At 57.8% G+C, this 19,726-nt stretch carries 21 protein-coding genes; 3 read left to right on the top strand and 18 right to left on the bottom strand.

What is annotated here, in order from left to right:
- Positions 1-20: 20 nt before the first annotated feature.
- The gene (locus P0111_06225) at positions 21-368 is read right to left on the bottom strand and encodes a PilZ domain-containing protein (protein ID MDF0643608.1); all 348 of its coding nucleotides are present in this window, start codon (positions 366-368) and stop codon (positions 21-23) included.
- 373 nt (positions 369-741) lie between these two features.
- Here P0111_06225 and P0111_06220 point away from each other — a divergent pair, with 373 nt between their 5' ends.
- Positions 742-1,347: a LuxR C-terminal-related transcriptional regulator gene (locus tag P0111_06220; GenBank protein ID MDF0643607.1), complete on the top strand. Its 606-nt coding sequence runs from the start codon at positions 742-744 to the stop codon at positions 1,345-1,347.
- A 655-nt stretch (positions 1,348-2,002) separates the two neighbouring features.
- On the opposite strand, the gene glgA is transcribed toward P0111_06220, so the two are convergent.
- The 17 genes from glgA to P0111_06135 form a co-directional block, all read right to left on the bottom strand.
- A complete protein-coding gene (glgA, locus tag P0111_06215) occupies positions 2,003-3,514 on the bottom strand; it encodes a glycogen synthase GlgA (GenBank protein ID MDF0643606.1) in 1,512 nt (503 codons plus the stop codon).
- Positions 3,515-3,535: 21 nt separating this feature from the next.
- The gene (locus P0111_06210) at positions 3,536-3,994 is read right to left on the bottom strand and encodes a hypothetical protein (GenBank protein MDF0643605.1); all 459 of its coding nucleotides are present in this window, start codon (positions 3,992-3,994) and stop codon (positions 3,536-3,538) included.
- Positions 3,991-4,347 (bottom strand): DUF971 domain-containing protein, encoded by a 357-nt coding sequence (locus tag P0111_06205; protein MDF0643604.1) that lies wholly within the window; start codon positions 4,345-4,347, stop codon positions 3,991-3,993. The genes P0111_06210 and P0111_06205 overlap by 4 nt, the downstream gene beginning before the upstream one ends.
- Before the next feature lie 31 nt (positions 4,348-4,378).
- The gene (recO, locus tag P0111_06200; protein ID MDF0643603.1) at positions 4,379-5,131 is read right to left on the bottom strand and encodes a DNA repair protein RecO; all 753 of its coding nucleotides are present in this window, start codon (positions 5,129-5,131) and stop codon (positions 4,379-4,381) included.
- Between the two features lie 59 nt (positions 5,132-5,190).
- On the bottom strand, positions 5,191-6,651 hold the full coding sequence (gene mgtE / locus P0111_06195) for a magnesium transporter (GenBank protein ID MDF0643602.1): 1,461 nt from the start codon (positions 6,649-6,651) through the stop codon (positions 5,191-5,193).
- Positions 6,652-6,660: 9 nt separating this feature from the next.
- Positions 6,661-7,545, bottom strand: a complete 885-nt coding sequence (gene era / locus P0111_06190) for a GTPase Era (protein ID MDF0643601.1) — start codon at positions 7,543-7,545, stop codon at positions 6,661-6,663.
- A 4-nt stretch (positions 7,546-7,549) separates the two neighbouring features.
- Positions 7,550-7,900 (bottom strand): septum formation initiator family protein, encoded by a 351-nt coding sequence (locus tag P0111_06185; GenBank protein ID MDF0643600.1) that lies wholly within the window; start codon positions 7,898-7,900, stop codon positions 7,550-7,552.
- A 9-nt stretch (positions 7,901-7,909) separates the two neighbouring features.
- Positions 7,910-9,196, bottom strand: coding sequence for a phosphopyruvate hydratase (gene eno, locus P0111_06180; GenBank protein MDF0643599.1), 1,287 nt, complete (start codon positions 9,194-9,196; stop codon positions 7,910-7,912).
- Positions 9,197-9,244: 48 nt separating this feature from the next.
- Positions 9,245-10,681 (bottom strand): Asp-tRNA(Asn)/Glu-tRNA(Gln) amidotransferase subunit GatB, encoded by a 1,437-nt coding sequence (gatB, locus tag P0111_06175; GenBank protein MDF0643598.1) that lies wholly within the window; start codon positions 10,679-10,681, stop codon positions 9,245-9,247.
- Positions 10,682-10,688: 7 nt separating this feature from the next.
- Positions 10,689-11,000 (bottom strand): YtxH domain-containing protein, encoded by a 312-nt coding sequence (locus P0111_06170; GenBank protein MDF0643597.1) that lies wholly within the window; start codon positions 10,998-11,000, stop codon positions 10,689-10,691.
- On the bottom strand, positions 10,990-11,397 hold the full coding sequence (locus P0111_06165; protein MDF0643596.1) for a DUF948 domain-containing protein: 408 nt from the start codon (positions 11,395-11,397) through the stop codon (positions 10,990-10,992). The genes P0111_06170 and P0111_06165 overlap by 11 nt, the downstream gene beginning before the upstream one ends.
- 24 nt (positions 11,398-11,421) lie before the next feature.
- Positions 11,422-12,888: an Asp-tRNA(Asn)/Glu-tRNA(Gln) amidotransferase subunit GatA gene (gene gatA, locus P0111_06160; protein ID MDF0643595.1), complete on the bottom strand. Its 1,467-nt coding sequence runs from the start codon at positions 12,886-12,888 to the stop codon at positions 11,422-11,424.
- Positions 12,889-12,963: 75 nt separating this feature from the next.
- The gene (locus P0111_06155) at positions 12,964-13,320 is read right to left on the bottom strand and encodes an aspartate 1-decarboxylase (protein ID MDF0643594.1); all 357 of its coding nucleotides are present in this window, start codon (positions 13,318-13,320) and stop codon (positions 12,964-12,966) included.
- Positions 13,321-13,353: 33 nt separating this feature from the next.
- Positions 13,354-13,641: an Asp-tRNA(Asn)/Glu-tRNA(Gln) amidotransferase subunit GatC gene (gene gatC, locus P0111_06150; GenBank protein ID MDF0643593.1), complete on the bottom strand. Its 288-nt coding sequence runs from the start codon at positions 13,639-13,641 to the stop codon at positions 13,354-13,356.
- Positions 13,642-13,752: 111 nt separating this feature from the next.
- A complete protein-coding gene (glmS, locus tag P0111_06145; protein MDF0643592.1) occupies positions 13,753-15,582 on the bottom strand; it encodes a glutamine--fructose-6-phosphate transaminase (isomerizing) in 1,830 nt (609 codons plus the stop codon).
- Between the two features lie 7 nt (positions 15,583-15,589).
- Positions 15,590-17,155, bottom strand: coding sequence for a bifunctional UDP-N-acetylglucosamine diphosphorylase/glucosamine-1-phosphate N-acetyltransferase GlmU (gene glmU, locus P0111_06140; protein MDF0643591.1), 1,566 nt, complete (start codon positions 17,153-17,155; stop codon positions 15,590-15,592).
- Positions 17,152-17,820 (bottom strand): DUF502 domain-containing protein, encoded by a 669-nt coding sequence (locus P0111_06135; protein MDF0643590.1) that lies wholly within the window; start codon positions 17,818-17,820, stop codon positions 17,152-17,154. Before P0111_06135 ends, glmU begins: the two co-directional genes overlap by 4 nt.
- Positions 17,821-17,952: 132 nt before the next feature.
- Between P0111_06135 and tmk the strand changes: the two genes are divergently transcribed.
- Complete coding sequence (gene tmk, locus P0111_06130) at positions 17,953-18,639, top strand: dTMP kinase (protein MDF0643589.1); 687 nt, start codon at positions 17,953-17,955, stop codon at positions 18,637-18,639.
- On the top strand, positions 18,626-19,654 hold the full coding sequence (gene holB, locus P0111_06125) for a DNA polymerase III subunit delta' (GenBank protein ID MDF0643588.1): 1,029 nt from the start codon (positions 18,626-18,628) through the stop codon (positions 19,652-19,654). The genes tmk and holB overlap by 14 nt, the downstream gene beginning before the upstream one ends.
- Positions 19,655-19,726: the final 72 nt, after the last annotated feature.

Raw genomic sequence — 19,726 nt, 5'->3', positions numbered from 1 at the left:
CAACAACTAGTGATTTCCGGTCAAAACATAAACTTCAGTCCAACAAAATAAGGGCCAAACCCGTTGGGGCGGCTAAACGGCAATTTTCTAGTCCAACGCACTTCAGCTAGTGTGGGAGTTTCTGCAGCGGCCGTCGGTGTCGGGACATATACTTTCAATACTTGCTCAATGGCTGGAGCCTGATCCATTAATACAAGCATTCCGCCGCTACTTATATTGAGCGATAGTGCCTTCCCTTGGCGGGTTCCTCCAGCTGGATCTTCAACTGGAGCCGTAATTTCATACGGAATTGACCTCAATAACGCAACTCGTTCGCTATGCTTCTGAAAATCTTTGGTGATTGCCCATTCCCACTCGTTCTGTGCCACTGCTCCCCCTTTCAACACGTATCTAAGTCATTGTTCCATCAATATTTTCTCGATTTGCTGTGATGTTACCTGTCGCATCAGCGGCAATGTTCCTGTCCATCTTCCATGTGAACTTGCACATTAGAGAGGCAGAAAAACGGGAAGTCACCTCACAATGACGCGAGTATAGAAACGAATCGAGAAATGGACAATACCGAACACGTATGCCAGTGTTCGCTAAAGTGGGTGTTGACTCCCCCAAAAGGGTTAGGTAAAGTTTCCGTATTATCACTGTATTGGAATTAGGATTGTTTACGTAGATTAACAGAAATCATGCGATTGTCTAGCATTGACATTATACCTGTATACCTGTTCTAGAAAGCTTCCTCGGAACATGAGCGAATCACCATCAGCAGGTAACTCGGAAACACTTGCCGACCAGCGTGCAGGCCCAGGCATTGTGGTGCTGTCCGCATCCATGCAGCTACTGCATATGAATCGTCAGGCGTCGGAGCTGGCAAGACAAATCAATCTTGCCGAGCATGGAGGAAATAGCTCACGACCAGCCCAGGGTGTACTTCCGTCTGTGTTGACAGAGCTTTGTGGAGAGATCGTCAAAGCGCTCCACGTTCGCACCGAGGCAAAAGACTGGGAACAATTTGAGATTAAGCGTGTTACTGGCAACCCTGAGCAACCGGTACTTCTTCGAGGATTCGGATTGCCAGATCGGGGCGGAGTCCAGTTCGCAAGACTGGTCGTTACATTAGAAGAATTGACACGTCGACAACAGCTGAATACTGACCAAGCGAAGGAGAAGTTTCAGTTAACAAATCGTGAACAGGCGGTCATTGAGCATCTTGCAAAAGGCTGGACGAATAAAGAGATTGCAAATGCTCTCCAAATCACCGAACAGACCGTTAAGGAACACATTAAGCACATTATGAGAAAGACCAATGCCACCACACGAACCGGTATTCTTGTCCAAATCTTCAATTCCTAGATTATCTTTTGACTTACATTGTTCGATGTTGTATTAAAAATGCAACGGTGCGCTATTCACGCCACATTAGTTTCAACTGTGAAAATTTAATTTTTATTTGTTTTACAATTGGTTACGAGATTCTATCCTTGGTGCACCGATTGCAGTCCTTCGTTGTGCATGAAGAGCACATTGCCAATTCTCGTGGGGCTATCTCTTCTGACAATGCTAGGCTGTCAGAGCTCTAACCTGGCGAGAGAAGGTGACAACAGTAGCTTCTCAGCCCTCTGGCAAACCTATTCCCGCTGCAACAGTGGGGGTAGCATCGATCAACTCAACCGTGATGCTCTAACATTAAGAACTGCTGCAAAACGCTCAAATCCTCAAGACGGATTTGTGATACCGCTACCCGTCAACCTTGAGCGGCTTGTCTCCGCACCTTCCGCTCGCCTTGCTGTCGATGTAAAAGCAATGGCTGCATCCTGTTCGCTACGCGCGGGGCAAGCGGCTGCTCAAATCGGCCAAATCGAAGTCGCTCGATCGCTTTTTGAGAGCGTCCTAGAGTATAGACCTCAAGCTGATTACGCCTATTACTCCTTGCAAGCGAAGGCCGGGCTTTTGAATCTCGATAATCCAGCCATTGCGGTCTCCCTGTATCTCCACTAGGTTCTTGTTTTCACCTTGTTCCTGGACCGACTTCGTCGACCAAATTCACAAAAAGTTCCTCATACGATTGAGCGCTCCCTGCCCACGATACGTCAGTTTTCATACCTCTGCGGACCATATCGCTCCACAACGCTGGGCGTCTATACACCCTGACTGCCCTATGCACGGCATCGACCACAGCATCAGCTGTCGGTACCACGATGTGAAAACCCGTTGCTCTATCTGAGTTCGTGGCATCGCTGCCCAGTGGCGCTACGGTATCGACTAGCCCTCCCGTTTTGGTCACAATGGGCACCGTTCCGTACCGCAAGCTATACAGCTGACTCAAGCCACAGGGCTCGTAGCGCGAAGGCATGAGAAATATGTCGGCCCCACCTTCGATTCGATGAGCTAGCCCTTCATCAAATCCTATGCGCAATGCCATGCGATCTGGAAATCGATCTCGCATCTTCGCAAGACTCGATTCATGGGCGGGATCTCCAGTTCCCAAGACCACCAACTGCAAGTCAAGGTCCATAATCCGAGGAATGGCTGCCTCAACCAGATCGAGCCCCTTTTGCGAGGTTAAACGAGCAATGACTGCAAGCAGCGGCACTGCCTTTCGGGACAACCCCAATTCCTCCTGGAGCGCCTGTTTGCACTGCAGCTTACCGGTTCGACTGTCCGCCGAATACCGGACCGGAAGATGTGGATCAGTCTCAGGATTCCAAACGTCAACATCAATTCCGTTGATGATCCCCTGCAGCTTTGCTCGCCTTGCCTGCAGCACGCCTTCCAATCCGAAACCAAACTCCGAAGTGAGGATTTCCTCAGCATACGTGGGACTGACCGTCGTCAACCGATCGGCGAAGAGTATTCCACCCTTAAGCAAATTCACTGATCCGTAAAATTCAAGGCCCTCAGGGGTGAACAGCGCCTGTGGAAGACCCGTCTGCCAGAATTTCGCAGCCGGGAAAATTCCTTGATATCCGACGTTGTGTAGCGTGAGTACCGTTTTGGTCCCTTGAACATCCGGCCTGATACTGTCAACTGTCTTGAGATACACGGCGGATAGGGCGGTCTGCCAATCATGAAGATGCAATACGTCTGTTTTCCAACCTTTCTGACGATGGAGGTAAATCATCACTTCGATCACCGCTCGAGAAAACCAGGCGAATCGTTCAAGGTTATCTTCAAAATCCCTCCCCTGTTCTTGATAGAGGCCTGAGCGGTTAAAAAAGAACTCGTGCCGTAACGCCCAAACCCGCACCGATAGCTGGCCGGACAGTGAGATGATGTCCTCCTCAATCGACAATTCGCTTGTACCTAGAGGAGTGTGAAACAGGACAGGTTCGAGCACATGGAAAGTTCGCCCTGAATCATCTAAGCTGCGATACCGAGGTAACATAAGGATGACGTTATGACCGAGTTTGGCCAGTTCGGCCGGCAATGCCCCCACAACATCGGCAAGCCCTCCGGTTTTAGCATACGGCACAGCTTCGGACGCAGCTATTAAGAGATTCAGCGGGCGAGATTCTTTCACGAAAAGCCTGCAAAATCCTGGCTAGGGTGCAGAGGGGTTCTCAAGCCGGGAACGATACCGATCTTCCACCTTCCAATTTCGTCCTACCGCATGCAACTGTGCTGCCGTAAGTGCCTCCTTGTAGACCAAGCGTTCATCAAAGAATACCAAGAGCCAGCCACGATCGGGATAGGCTAGGAACAAGGCTTCACCGGCCTCAACACTTGCGTCCCACCCTTTAGGAGCTTCTCCGAGGGCCACACGAGACCGTGGAACGAACGCTCCGTCTTTCATGACAAAAAACTGCATAAACTCGACTCGTTGATAGGTTGGCATCCCCCACACTCCGACAAACGCTCGCGGTGTGAGCTGATGAAGCGGCAACTCGTTATTCCTAATATGCTGCTCCTGCTCAACCAGGGACAGCGTACCGCCGCATCCTGCGAGAATGCCGAGCAGGCAGATCACCGGCACCCCCGACCAGGTTGCGGAGTGTCTCACAATAACCTCCGGCTTCGGGGTTCGGTTGGCTTGACAGGCTGACACAGGTCGCACTGACAGAGCCTTCTCAGCAACTGATATGAATAAATCCCGGTATCGTGCCCATCGCTCCACTTGAACTGCAGAGCATACCGTCCCACCGATTCAATGTCCTGCAGCATGATCAGCAGCGGCACATCGTCCGCCTGCAGCCTTCGTTCTCCCGTCCACTCATCCACACAGGCCGCACAGGGGCATTGTTGACGCAGATATCGAACGGGATATACCGCGCGATGTCCATCGTTCCATTCTATACTCAGCACGCCTTTGTCGATCCAAGACATGTCCTTGGGCTCAAGCACTGCTTCCGCCATGATGTCTACCTTCCTCCGCCAGCAAGTCCTCTCACACGGGGTGCGAAAGAAAATCAACAGGAGGGAGTCGTTTGCCGACTACCACGGTAACATATCCTTCGATGGCATCCTCCACCTCGGCTCTGACCTGGCCTCCTGCCTTCAATCTGGTGATCACCGCCGGAGCCAACCGAAGTGCCTGCTGGAGGAATGCCAGGCTTCCGCGTGAAAGGGGCACACAATGAAACTGCTGTCGTGTCGCGCACGTCGCGCAGACCAGGCCACCGGAAACGGGAGAAAACTGCGATTCTGGAATCGTTCGCCCCCGTCCGCAAGCCGAGCAATGATCCGTCTGTGGACGGAATCCCGTCAGCCCGAGCAACCGGATCTGAAACAACAGCGCCGTCAGCGCAGGATCTTCACTCGCAGCGAGCGAATACAACCCCTGTTCGAGCGTCTCAAAGAGTTGTGGATCAGGATCTCCATCAGGCGTGATGGCGGCAACGACATTGGCCATTCTGGCCGCCGCGGCCATCAATGTCAGATCTTCTCTGAAACACACAAACGGTTCGACCAAATCAGCCTGTGAGACACGATAGAGCGAATCGCCTGATTTTTCGAAAAGATTCAACTCGCAAATCGTAAGCGGTTCAAGCGTCGCTCCTAATCGGCTCTTCGGGCGACGCGCTCCGCGAGCAACACCCCGAACTTTTCCGGCAACTCTCGTATAGAACGTGACAATGCGATCCGCCTCGCCCCACTTCCGGCTTCTCAGCGTGACCGCAGCGGTTTTAATGAGCGGCATGCAATCCAGGTCTTCGGGAAACGGGGATCACCATTCAATCCTCTACGTCAAGGGCTCCGCTACCGGAGATATTCCATAAACACCGTGGCCAGTGTGAGATAGATGGTGATGCCGGTGATGTCATTGGCAGTCGTCACAAAGGGGCCGGCCGCCACGGCCGGATCTACGCCCATCCGCTTCAAGAATATAGGCATAAACGTCGCCATACTGGTGGACACCAGAAACGCGGTAATGAGCGACATGCCGACAACCATGCCCAGAAACCCCTGGTGCCAAATCCAGCCGACCAGGGATAGAATCATTCCGCATGCCACTCCCATCAGCAGTCCGATCTTGACTTCCCTCAGAAAGACCGACCAGACGTCGGTCAATTCGACCACGCCGGTCGCCAATCCTCGAATGATCAATGTCGAGGACTGCAGGCCAACATTACCTCCCATGGCCGCGATAACGGGAATAAAGCTTACGATCGCCACGACTTCCTGAATCGTATATCGAAACTCCCACAGAATTGCGCCGGAAAGCAGGCTTCCCACCAGATTGGTGAACAACCACGGTAACCGGACTTTTGCTGCGGCAAGACTCGAGGACTTCGACACGGCTTCTTCCTGCACCGCGCCGGCCATCTTCAACATGTCTTCTGTCGCTTCTTCTCGGATGACGTCCACGACGTCGTCCACCGTGATGATTCCGACGAGAACCCCTTCCTTATCCACAACCGGAATGGCCAAGAGATTGTAGCTCGCCACTTGCCGTGCTACTTCTTCCTGATCCATGTCGACCGATACATTGATGACGTCACGCGTCGCGATATTTTTCAGAGGCGTCGAGGGAGGAACCGTCAACAACTGGCGCAAGGAGAGCACGCCGACCAAGCGCTCATCCTTGTCAGTGACGTAAATGTAGAACACCATTTCTGCATCGGTCGCCTCTTGAAGCCGCCGGATGGCGTCCTGTGCCGTCGCATCCTCCGACAGCGCGAAGAACTCGGTGGTCATGATGCCGCCGGCCGTGTCCTTTGGATATTTCAGGATGTCGGCGACCTCCGTCGAATCCTCGGTCCGCATGAGCGAAAGGATTTCTTTCGCGCGCTCTTCTGGCAGCACGCCGAGAATGTAGGCGACGTCGTCCGGTCCCAAATCCTTGATCAACCATGCGATATCCGATTGCAACAGATCCGCCAACACCTGTGTGATGCTGTCCGTGTCGAGCTCGCTCAGGACCTGTCCGCGTTTCGAGTCCCCTCGGACCAACTCAAATACTTCACGTTTTTCTTTCGGAGAGGACAGGTGCACAATGACTTTGGCCACGTCGGCGGGGTGCATCCGCCCCAGCATTTTCGCAAGATTAGTAATCGCACCGCGCCGGAGCAACCTCTGGACGGACAACAGAACGATGTCGGATTTCGTCTGACCTCGATCCGCCTGATCCCGCAACGCATCGCGCAAGAGATCCCGATCTCCTGCGCGGTGTCGGGCCTCTGCCGCACGGCTTTCTGTGATCTTATCCGTCTGGTGCATCTTGGCTTCTCAGTACCCCAATTCCCTCAATGCGTGCTCGTCTTCCCGCCAGGCTTCCCGCACTTTCACCCACACCTCCAGAAATACCTTCATGCCGAACACACGCTCCATCTCGATCCGCGCCTCGGTTCCTATCGCTTTTAGCCGTTCGCCACGCTTGCCGATGACGATGGCCTTATGCGACTCGCGTTCGACCAGAACCGAAGCGCTGATCCGCGCCCGCTTCCCTTCTTCGACGAACTGATCGATTTCGACCGCGATCGAATGCGGCACTTCCTCATACGTCTGCCGCAGCAGTTTCTCCCTGATCATCTCCGCAGCCAACGTCCGCATGGACTGATCGGTGATCGTTTCCTCGTCGTACACGGCATCTCCCACCGGAAGGTGGGCCACCGTCACGTCAAGCAGCCGTTCAACGTTCTCACCGGTCTCAGCCGAGACCGGAACGACCTCGACCCATGAATACAACCGGGCATAGGTGTCGATAACCGGCAACAGCTTCATCTTATTCACCAGATCGATCTTGTTCAAAACTAACATCACCGGTCTGGCCTGTTTGTGAACGGCGGTCTTGACATGATCCAGCACCAACAAATCGCTGGGGCCAGGAAGACTCGTGGCATCCATGAGCACAAAGAGCAGATCGGCTTCCTCAAGCGTCTCGAGGGTGGTTCGAACCATCCGACGATTCAGTAAGTGCTCAGGCCGGTGGATACCCGGGGTATCCAGGAGCGCGATCTGGGCACCGAGAGCATGAACCACCCCGAGGATTCTTGTCCTGGTGGTCTGTGGCTTTTCCGATACGATCGCAATCTTTTCCCTGAGCAACCGATTCAGCAATGTGGATTTCCCCACATTCGACCGCCCGACGATGACCACCGTCCCGAATTTCATCGCATCACGGCCTGGATCGATCTTGAGACATTTCCGGAAGCAATTGATAGACCGTTTCGCCTTTGCGCAGATATCCAAGCTGCTCTCGGGCCAATTGCTCGATCTTCAGCGGGTCATGCTCTAGTCGATCAATATCGCCGCGGAATCCTCTGACCCCCCGCTGGAGATCGAGGATCTCAACCTCAAGCTGTCGGGCATGGTCCCTCATGGCGAAATAGCGAGGCAGCCCCATCTCGCCGAAACATAAAGCCAGCAGAAGAAGCAGACACAGACCCAGGCAGGCGTACTGCGCGCCAGTGACGAAGCGCCGTTGCCAGTCCAACCATTGCTTGCCTCTGTTCTGCTTAATGAGCATGAACGATCGTTACTGCCTGCCCGGCATGGCGTCTCGGCCTCGATACACCGCCGCCGCCCCCAATTCTTCCTCGATTCTGAGCAATTGGTTGTACTTCGCGACCCGGTCGGTCCTCGACAGCGAACCGGTCTTGATCAATCCACTGTTCGTCGCGACCGCCACATCCGCAATGGTCGTATCCTCCGTCTCCCCGGAGCGATGAGAGATAATCGCCGTATAGCCGGACCGTTTTGCCAATTCAATGGCGTCGAGCGTCTCCGTCAGAGTCCCGATCTGATTGAGCTTGATCAAGATGGAATTCCCGATCCCCTCCTTAATGCCCTTCGAGAAGATCTCCACATTGGTGACGAAAATGTCGTCGCCCACCAACTGGACGCGATTCCCTAGCTTGTCGGTGAGCATCTTCCACCCCTTCCAATCCACCTCGCTGAGGCCGTCTTCGATCGAAAGAATCGGATATCGATCCAGCAATCTTCCGTAATAACTGATCATCTCCTCGGCCGATCGTTCCCGGCTCTTCTCCGCTTCGAGCACGTAGCGGTTCTTGTCGTACAATTCGCTGGCGGCGCAATCCAGGGCCAGGGCGACCTCCTGACCGGGTTGATAGCCGGCCTCTTCGATCGCCTGTATGATCAGCGCCAAAGCCTCTTCATTCGATTGGAGGTCCGGCGCAAAACCGCCCTCGTCTCCCACGGCCGTGCTGAGCCCCTTCTTCTTCAGCAGGGCCTTGAGCGAATGGAACACTTCCGTCGCCATTCTGAGCGCTTCGTGAAAATGTTCAGCCCCAACCGGCACGATCATAAACTCCTGCAGATCCAGACGATTGTCGGCGTGGGCTCCGCCGTTGATGATATTCATCAAGGGTACCGGGAGCACTCGCGCATTGGTTCCCCCAAGATACCGATAGAGCGGCTGGGCCGTTTCCGCCGCCGCCGCCTTCGCGACGGCCAACGACACACCAAGAATCGCATTCGCCCCTAGTTTGCCCTTGGTCTTCGTTCCGTCGAGCCCGATCATCGCCTGGTCGATGCCGGCTTGGTCGAACGCCTCCATCCCCAGCAGTTCAGGCGCAATCGACTTACTGATGTTGGCCACGGCTTTCGACACTCCCTTGCCAACCCACCGCTTCTTGTCGCCGTCCCGCAATTCAATCGCTTCCTTCTCGCCCGTGGACGCTCCCGAGGGCACGGCCGCCCGCCCCCGCGCGCCGCTCTCCAGCACCACCTCCGCTTCAACCGTCGGATTGCCGCGGGAATCAATGATCTGCCTGCCTCGAATCTCCTTAATCGCGCTCATAATCACATGCTCCAGCCAACGTCATCATGGTTGACACTCCGCTCCACATCATCGAGAAACTCCCAGCTTGCTCTTGAGCAGTTCATTCACCTTACCGGGGTTCGCCTTCCCTCCGCTGGCCTTCATCACCTGACCGACCAAGAACCCCAGCACTTGGTGCTTGCCTTCCTTGAACTGGGCCACCTGCGCTGGACTCCTCGCCAGTACGTCGGCGATGATCGCTTCCAGCGTCCCTTCGTCGGATACCTGTGTGAGCCCCTTGTCTCGAACGATCTCCTCCGCGGATTTTCCGCTCTGGTATAACTCGGGAAAAATTTCGCGCGCGACTTTCAAACTGACGGTACCGCGATCCACCATTGCCAGCAGGTCGACGAGTCGTTCCGGAGAAACCGCGGACGCGCCAACCTCGGCTCCCGCATTGTTCAGTTCCCTGGTGAGTTCTCCCATCACCCAATTGCTGATCGTCTTCGGGTGATTGAACAGACCGACACAACCCTCGAAATAGTCCGCCATGGCCTTGGAGGCGGTGAGGAGGCCGGCGTCATATTCAGGCAACCCGTACTCGTTGACGAAGCGCCGGGCGCGGGCGGCCGGCAATTCCGGGACGCCCCCGCGGAAATCTTGAACCCATTCGGCGTCAAGCTTCAGCGGCACCAAATCAGGATCCGGGAAATAGCGATAGTCATGTGCTTCCTCCTTGCTCCGCATGACCGCAGTTTCTCCGCGATCCAGGTTCCACAGGCGCGTTTCCTGTCGGATGGCGCCGCCGTCGCTCAAGACCTTGGTCTGCCGCTTCACTTCATATTCGATCGCGTCTTTGACGTACTTGAACGAATTGATGTTCTTCAACTCGACCTTCGTACCGAACTCTTGCTGTCCGAGAGGGCGAAGCGAGAGATTGGGCTCGCAGCGAAAACTGCCTTCTTCCATATTTCCGTCGCAAATCTCGAGATACATCAGGATATCCCGAAGCCCTTTTAGATAGGCGACAACTTCTTCCGCCGAACGCATGTCCGGCTCCGTGACGATTTCGAGCAGCGGAGTGCCGGCACGGTTGAGATCTACACGACTGCCGCCCGCGGCCGTTTCGTGCACACTCTTTCCGGCATCTTCTTCCAGATGAGCTCTCCGGATGCGGACCCGCTTTCGGACGTCTCCTGCGGCGATGTCGATCCATCCCCGTTCACAAATCGGCGCCTCATACTGGGATATCTGGTAGCCCTTCGGTAAGTCCGGATAGAAGTAATTCTTCCTGGCGAATCGGTTGGCAGAAGCGATGGTGCAGTTCAGCGCCAATCCGGCACGAACAGCCATTTCGACCGCGGCCCTGTTGATCACCGGCAAGGAGCCCGGCAATCCCAAGCAGACAGGGCAGGTCTGGCTGTTCGCCGGCAGCCCGAAGGTCGTCCCGCACCCGCAGAACATCTTGGACTTGGTCCGCAGCTGGGCATGCACCTCGACGCCGATGACGACCTCGTAACTCACGCGCGCGTCACCCTTCTCCTCGAACCCGATCCCGCTCCCGCTTTACAGCCTCTCGTCCCGCTTCGAATGCCTCACGCAATACGGACTTCTTGGCTTCGACGAATTCCTTCCCCTGATCGATCGCGCCTTCGATCGTTTCACCGGCCTGACCGGCCAAATCACGCAAACTGTCCTCCGCTTGCCTGGCATAGCCGCGGAGCAACTCCCGTGAATCGCGACCCGACCGGGGCGCCAACAGCAACCCCGCCACAGCTCCCAACGCCGCGCCGCTCAGAAACGCCAACACCACGCCCGCCGCCGATCCGTGATTATCCGCCATTGTGTGGTTCTCCTTCCCTTCGGTATCGCTCCCGCATGATGTGCGTCGCGGCTTTGAGTCCTGCCACAACGCTCGCCACGTTGGTCAGAAGCGCGCCGCTCGATCCTCGAACGGCGTTGTGAACTTGCTGAACGGATTCTCCGACTTCTCCGACCGCGTGCAACAGCAACGAGGCGTGCTCCACCCCGCCACGAGCCTGCTCCGTCAGGTCATTGAGATTCTGGCTCATCGCTCGCAGCTCCGATACAAGCGCCGGCATGTCGGTGTTCATTTTGGAGAGCAATTGCTCGGACTCGGCGACCGTTTTGCGCAACTGTATCAGCAACGGCACCAAATAACCGACCAGGACGGCAAAGGCGGCGGCGATCAGAATGGCGGCGATTTCAACGGCGTTCATGCTCTGGTCCTCCGACTTCCGGATCTAGCGAACGATGGGTTTCTTCTGGTGCCATTGGGTCGCTTGCTCATACGCGTGGGCCGCTCGAAGCACCGTCTCTTCTTCAAAGGCACGGCCGATGATCTGCAGGCCGATCGGCAGACGGGCCTTGCTGAACCCGCAGGGCAAGGCAATGGCCGGCAGCCCAGCCAGATTGACCGAAATGGTGAAAATGTCCGACAAGTACATCTGCAGGGGATCTTCGGCCTTGGCCCCGAGTTTGAACGCAGGAGTGGGCGTCACGGGCGTCACGATCAAGTCCACATTACTGAATGCCTCGGAGAAGTCCTGACGAATGAGCGTCTGCACCGCCTGAGCTTTCCCGTAATAGGCCTCATAGTACCCTGAGCTCAGGGCGTAGGTGCCCAACATGATCCGTCGTTTCACTTCCGGTCCGAAGCCTTCCTGCCGCGTCTTCATATACAGATCCAAGAGATCCTTCGTTTCCTTGGCTCGCAACCCGAACTTCACGCCGTCAAATCGTGCGAGGTTGGAACTGGCCTCTGCGGTCGCGATCACGTAATACACCGCGACTGCCGCATCGGTCCGCGGGAGTTGAATCTCCTTGATGTCGGCCCCGAGGCCCTTGAGTTCCTCAACGGCGGCTCTGACGGCCTGCTCGACTTCAGAATCCAGCCCTTCGCCGAAGAATTCCATGGGCACACCCACTTTGAGCTTCTTGAGGTCCCTCTTCTTCAGCGCCTTCATGTAATCCGGCACGGGAAGATCGGCGGAGGTGGAGTCCATCGGATCGTGCCCGGCGATGACACCGAGGAGATACGCGGCGTCGGCGACGCATTTCGTGATCGGACCGATTTGGTCCAGGGAGGACGCGAAGGCGACGAGTCCGTAGCGCGAGACACGCCCATACGTCGGCTTCATGCCGACCACTCCGCAGAACGCCGCGGGCTGGCGGATCGATCCGCCGGTATCGGACCCCAGAGCGGCCACGCATTCGTCAGCGGCCACGGCCGCAGCCGAGCCGCCGCTCGACCCACCTGGTACACACTGCAGATCCCAAGGATTTCGACTGGGCCCGAAGGCTGAGTTTTCGGTAGAGGACCCCATCGCGAACTCGTCAAGATTGGTCTTCCCCAGAAGAAGGTATTCCTGCTCTCGAAGCCTCGCGACCACCGTAGCGTCGTAGGGCGGAACAAAGTCCTTGAGCATGCGGGAAGAGCAGGTCGTCGGCACGCCGGCCGTACACAGGTTGTCCTTGATCGCCAAAGGCATGCCCATCATCGGCGTCGTGTGGCGCCAGGTCTTGAGCTTCTCGTCCAGCGCCGCCGCCTGCGCCAAAGCCGAGTCATGGGTCCTCGTCACATAGGCCTTGACCTTCTGCTCGACCTGACCGATCCGTAACGAATAGGCGCGCACGATTTCGACCGCGGTTACTTCGCCGGCGGTGAATTTCTTTTGCAGATCGCACAACGAAAACTTATAAATCGACATCACGTCATCCCCGGGGCTGCCTCACGATGATCCACGCACGCCCTCTACACCCGCCGGCGCACATGCATCCGAGTTTTAACTCCCGTTCACGATCCGGTTCTTGTCATTGACGCGCACGATTTTCGGCGCGTGCTTCTTGATCTCTTCCTCGGCATAGTATTCGTAGCAAAAGATGATGATCTGGTCGCCGACCGCCGCCTTGCGCGCGGTCGGGCCGTTGAGCACGATGTCCCCGCTGCCTCGCCTGCCGGCGATCGCGTAGGTCATGAAGCGTTCGCCGTTATTCAAGTTCGAGCAGATGATCGCCTCATACGGGAGAATGGCCGCAGCTTCCATCAGATCCTGATCGATCGTCAGGCTGCCTTCGTACTCCAGATGCGTGCCGGTGACCGTCGCACGATGGATTTTCGACCGTAGCATTTGTCGGAACATGAACGCCTCAGCCTTTCGATAGGAATCTCGCAATCACTCGATAATCTTGGGCACCAGGAATCCGTCGGCTTCCCGTTCCGGCGCATTGGCCAGCGCGAGATCCACCGGCAACGACGCACGGACGATGTCCTCCCGAAACACGTTGACCTGCCCCAGCACTGTCGTCGTCGGTTCGACGCCCGCGGTCTCGTACCGGTTCAGCGTCTCGACGTGGGTCAGGATCTGACTCAATTGCCGGGCGAACGCCTCCTGCTCGGACGGAGAGATGGCCAGTCGCGCGAGTTGCGCCACCTTCTCGACTTCTTGTCTGGTGATCTCCACCCTTACCTCCTCGTGGCTTCGCGATGCTTAAAATGGTCTTCCGGCAAGACCGCAGGGAACCCGACAACGAGGCGTACCCTCTGGGGTGCGTCCGCCATTTTCCACATCCCACTATTCTACGGTCACGCTCTTCGCAAGATTCCTCGGCTGATCCACGTCCGCGCCGCGCAGCACCGCAATATGATAGGCCAATAGCTGCAGCGGGATGGTGAACAGAATCGGCGAAATGAGCGGATGCGTTTCGGGAATCGTAAAGACCGCATCGGCGGTCTTCCCCAATTCTCGCTCCCCTTCGGCCACCAGTGCAATGACCGGAGCATGGCGGGCCTTGACTTCCATGAGGTTGCTGACGGTTTTTTCATACAACCGGTCGCGAGGCGCCAGCACCACCACCGGCATGCCCCGGTCGATCAATGCGATTGGCCCATGCTTCATCTCGCCCGCCGCGTACCCTTCCGCGTGAATGTAGGAGATTTCCTTGAGCTTGAGCGAACCTTCCAGCGCAATCGGGTAATTGATGCCTCGGCCCAAGAAGAGGAAATTACGCTTCTTGTAATATCGTTTGGCGATCGCCACGATCTCGGCTTCACGCCGCAGGACGCTTTCCACCAGCACAGGCAGGCGCACCAGTCGATCGAGCCAGGCCTTGCCGTCGGCTTCCTTCATCACATTGCGGACGCGGGCCAGGTGCAGGGCCATCAGATACAGGGCGGTCAATTGAGCCGTGAACGCCTTGGTCGACGCCACCCCGATCTCCGGTCCGCAATGGGTGTACAACACACCGTCCGACTCCCGCGCCAGGGTGCTGCCGACGACGTTCACGATCGACACCACGCGCGCGCCTTTCTGCTTGGCCTCCCGCGCGGCCGCAAGGGTATCGGCGGTCTCACCGGATTGGGAAATCGTCAGGAACAGATCGTTCTTGCCGACCAGCGGGTCGCGGTAGCGGAATTCGCTCCCGATATCGACTTGCACCGGGGTCCGCACCATGTCCTCGAAGAGATACTTGCCGACCAGACCTGCATGCCACGACGTTCCGCAAGCCACGATCCAGATCCGGTCCACGGCCGCGAATTCCTTGGGCGTCAATCCGATATCCGGCAGATCGGCTTCACCGGTTTCGTACGAGTACCGCCCGCGCATCGTATCCAAGATGGTCTGTGGTTGCTCGTGGATCTCCTTGAGCATGAAATGGGGAAATCCGCTTTTCTCCGCATCCGCCGCATCCCAGGTGATCCTGGACGGCTTTCTGACCATGGCATGCCCTTCCGCATCCGTCATGCGGACATCGGAAGCGGTCACCACGGCCACGTCACCTTCCTCGAGATAGGTCACGTCACGCGTGTGCGTCAGCATCGCCATCACGTCGGACGCAACGAAGGAGGCGTTTTTCGCTCGGCCGACGACCAGCGGACAGCCGAGCCTCGCCGCAACCAGAGTCCCGGGTTCCTGCTCGGAAATCACGGCCAATGCATAGCTCCCCCGCACTTCCTTCGTCGCCGCCCGGACCGCATCGGCCAAACCCAGGCCCTTCTGCATATGTTTGTCGATCAGGTGCGCCACAACTTCTGTATCCGTGTCCGAATGGAACTTGTAGCCTTCGCGCTCCAACTGCTGCTTGAGCGGTTGATAATTTTCGATAATTCCGTTGTGCACAAGGACGCAGCTTTTCGACCGATGTGGATGCGCGTTCTGTTCAGACGGCTTCCCGTGCGTCGCCCATCGGGTGTGGCCGATCCCGACCAGGCCGGCCATCTCCTTGTCCTTGAGCGATTTTTGAAGGTTGGCCAGCTTTCCTACGCTCCTCCGCACTTCGATCTTCTGGCCTTGCAGGACCGCGACTCCCGCCGAATCGTATCCGCGGTATTCCAACTTCGCGAGCCCCCCGATCAGGATCGGCACCGCCTCCTGATCGCCGACGTAACCGACGATTCCACACATACGCGACTTACCTCCGCCGCTTGGCCCGGCTCGCAGTCGGCCGCGGCCTCGATGTTTTGGCCGGCGATGGCGCGCCGGTATCCTGAGGCGACGTCAACAGGGCGCGGCGACGTGCGGCCCAGCCCGCGCGATTGACTTGAGGCACGCGGGCGATCACCAATGCGTCCGACGGCACATCCTCCGTCACTGTCGTGCCGGCCGCGATAATGGCGCCTGCCCCGACCGTCAGCGGCGCGATCAGCTGCGTGTCGCTCCCGACGGCCACGTTGTCTCCGATGACCGTTTGATGCTTCTTCACGCCGTCGTAATTGACGGTGATCGTTCCGGCCCCGATGTTCACGCCCTTCCCGATGCGGGCATCCCCCAAATACGTCAGGTGATTGGCTTTTGATCCTTCACCCAGCTCCGCTTGTTTCATTTCCACAAAATTTCCCACCTTCGCCTTTTTCCTGAGGATAGCGCCGGGACGGAGATGCGCGAACGGTCCCAACGCCGCGTGATCGTCGATCCGCGCCTCGCGGAACACACAATGGCCGAGAATCTCCACGCCGTGACCGACGGTGCAATCCGTCAACCGCGTGAACGCATGCACGACGCAATCCTCACCGAGCACCGTCCTCCCGGCGAGCATCACGTACGGATGGAGCACCGTATCCTTGCCAATCGACACGCCGGCGTCGATCCACGTCGAACCTGGATCGATCATGGTCACTCCCGCGTCCAACCAATGCTCCCGTATCTGGCGGCGCAGCATCAATTCGGCTTCCGCCAGCTGCCGGCGTGAATTCACGCCCAGCCCTTCGCCCGGATCGTCGAGCGTAACCGCGCACACTCGACGCTCTTGCGCGACGGCCACTTGCAAAATATCGGTGAGGTAGTATTCCCCCTGCGCGTTGCTCGGATCCAATCGGTCCAACGCCGCAAACAGAAAACCGCCGTCGACAACGTAGGTTCCCGCGTTGATTTCCCTGATCGCTTTCTCGGCCGGACCGGCGTCGCGATCCTCGACGATACGCGAGACGGGCCCGTCGGCGGATTGGCGGACGACGCGTCCGTATCCGCTCGGATCCTCCAGCTTCGCCGTAAGGATGGTCACGGTCGCTCGTTCCTGCTGGTGCACCTGCAGCAGCCTCCGCACCGTCTCTTCCCGCAGCAGCGGCGTGTCGCCGTTGAGGATGAGGTAACAGACCGGCGCCGATTGCCCAGTCGCGTTGAAGACGGATCTGGTCTGCAAGACGGCATGCCCGGTCCCCAGCTGCTCGCGTTGCTCGACAATCGCCACCGGGGCACGGCCGCCGTGGACCGGCAGGGCGGCTTCGATCGCTTGTCGCACCCGGTCGGCCTGATGACCGACGACAACGGCCACACGGTGGCCCGCCACACGCACGCCCACGTCGATCGAGTACAGCACCATGGCCCGGCCGGCGACCGCGTGCAGCACTTTCGGATGCTTGGACTTCATCCGCTTGCCGAGCCCCGCCGCCATGACGACGACGGCAAGCCCCGGAACCGTGGCGTCACCGCCGACGACTCTGCCGGCAGCCGATGCTGTTGCTTCTGTCGGCCGGCTCATCCGATGGGCACTCCCGAATCCGGCTGTTTGATCGGACCCCACTTGGCTTCAGTCGGCATGGCCGCGGCCAGCGACGGGGTGGGCGAATAGAGCCCGCCTGAGACGATTAGCTTCATCGCCTCCTCCACGCTGATATCAACGGACGTCACTTCGCGCTCCGGCACCAACAGAAAATATCCGGACGTCGGATTCGGTGAGGTGGGAACGTAGACATGGATCAACGCATCCGGTGTGATGTCCTGCATCTCCCCCTTCGTCACTCCGGTGACGAAGGCGAAGCAATAGTGACCGTTCTTCGGAAACTGAATCAGGACGACACGATGGTACGATCCCCGCTCGGAAAACGAAAGAATGTCCATCATGGACTTCAGAGTCGAATAGATCCCGCGCACGAGCGGCACGCGGTTCAGCCAGCTCTCCCACGCCTTGACGATTTGCCTGCCGATGAAATTGGCGGCAAACAGACCCGTCGCGAACACCAGCACGATCAGCGCGAGGATGCCCAATCCCGGCACATAATGATTCGGCACCATCGAGGCCAGCAGATTTCCGAGAATGCCGTCCACCGCGATGAAGAGTGTCTTCAAAATGAGGATGGTCCCCCAGATCGGGGTAATCACCAGAAGACCTGTCAGAAAGTAGCGTTTTAGCGAGGCTTTCAGCATGAAATCGCGCCCGTGGAGGTGGAGTCACATCATACAAAGGATACGGAGACGCTCGCAAGCCTTTTGTTGCTATTTTCAATAACTTGGACTACGATTCCGCCCGTTTTCCCCCCTGTCAGGATCCCCGACACGATGAACCGACGGACGCGAACACACCGAGGCCTCTTCATCACCCTGGAAGGATCGGAGGGGAGCGGAAAAAGTACGCAGATCCGACACGTCGCTGCCCTCCTTCGAAGCGCCGGGTACCGGGTCGTCGCCACTAGAGAACCGGGGGGCACCCCGGTGGCCGAAGCGATCCGCAACGTGCTGCTGCTTTCTCGACACACAGAGCCGATCGGCGCGAAGACTGAAGCCCTGTTGATCCTCGCCGCCCGCAGCCAGCACGTGACTCAGGTCATCAAGCCGGCACTAATGCGGGGCGCTGTGGTCCTATGCGACCGTTTCTCCGACTCAACCATCGCCTACCAAGGATTCGGCCGCGGACTGGACAGAGCATGGCTGAAACGAGCCAACGCCGTCGCAACGGAGGGACTGCGACCGGATTTTACAATATTGCTGGATCTGCCTATCGCCGTCGGCTTGGCGCGGAGACGGTCTTCGGCCGGCGGGCAAAACCGGCTGGATCGGGAGGCGGCGCGGTTCCACCGGCTCGTTCGGCAAGGCTTTCTCAGGTTGGCCCAACAGGCGCGCGGACGAATCAAAGTGATCAACGCGGATCGATCCGCGGAGGAAGTCCGCGCAGAGATCGAGCCGCTTGCACTAAGGTGGGCGGCACGGTATGTAGGACGGCGGAAGGGTACGCATGCCGTTTCATGATGTCATCGGTCACGAGGCGACGATCGCCGCCCTGCAAGCTGCCGCAACCGGCGGGCGATTAGCCCATGCCTATCTTTTTCACGGGGACGTCGCGATTGGGAAGCGGCTGACGGCGTTTCGATTCGCCCAGGCCCTCAATTGCGAGCGGGTGGAGACGACGAGCCCACCCGACGCATGCGGCCTCTGCCGCTCGTGCCTCCAGATCGAAGCTCGCACCCACCCGGACGTCTTCGTGATCGAGCCGGACCGAGAATTGGCCACGCCTCAGATCAAGATCGAAGAGATTCGCGGACTCGAACAACAGATGGTGTACCGTCCGCTGGTCGGCGGACAGAAGATTTGCCTGATCGACGACGCTGACCGCATGACCATCGGGGCTTCCAACGCCCTGTTGAAAACGCTGGAGGAACCGCCGGACCACAGCCTGTTCCTACTGATCTCGAGCCGGCCGGCCGCCTTGCCCGCCACAATCCGTTCTCGGTGTCAGCAGCTTCGGTTCGCCGTTCCGGCGCGGGCGCAGGTGGTAGCGGCGCTCATTCGCGATCGGCAGAAGGCGCCCGCCGAAGCCCGGTTACTGGCGGTCCTCAGCGAGGGACGGATCGGGGAAGCGTTTTCCGCCGACGCCGGACACCTCCGAACTCGCCAGCGGGAAGTTGTGGAACTGGTCAGCCGGCAATCTTTGCAGTCGAGCGCCTTGCTGCTCACGGCTGTCGAGTCGCTCCATAAGTCCGAGCGCTCGCAAGAAACCCTGACGTGGCTGGCCCGATGGATCCGAGACGTGGTGTTCGTCAAGGTAGGAGGCGACCCCGACCAACTCATGTTCTCTGAGCATGTCCAGGCGCTTGAAACCTGTGCGCGCCAGGCCGACACTGATTCCCTTCTCCTACTGCTGCAGGACATCGAGCAGACGGAGCAACAGTCCGGCAGACACGTCAATCTCCAGATCGCCCTTGAAAACATTCTCCTTCGCCTGCGTGATGCAGTCTTCCCCCACACTCCGGTCCCGTCGTTCTGACGATCGCAGGGTTCGTCCCCCGTCCCTGTCCGCATAGCTTTCGTTCCGTGCAACCTGGTATCTTCTGGCCCA

Origin of the sequence: Nitrospira sp. (assembly GCA_029194535.1) — a bacterium.
In the GTDB taxonomy this organism is placed as follows: Bacteria; Nitrospirota; Nitrospiria; order Nitrospirales; family Nitrospiraceae; genus Nitrospira_C.
Note: the sequence above shows the minus strand (reverse complement) of the source record. Positions and strands in the feature narration are given on the sequence as shown.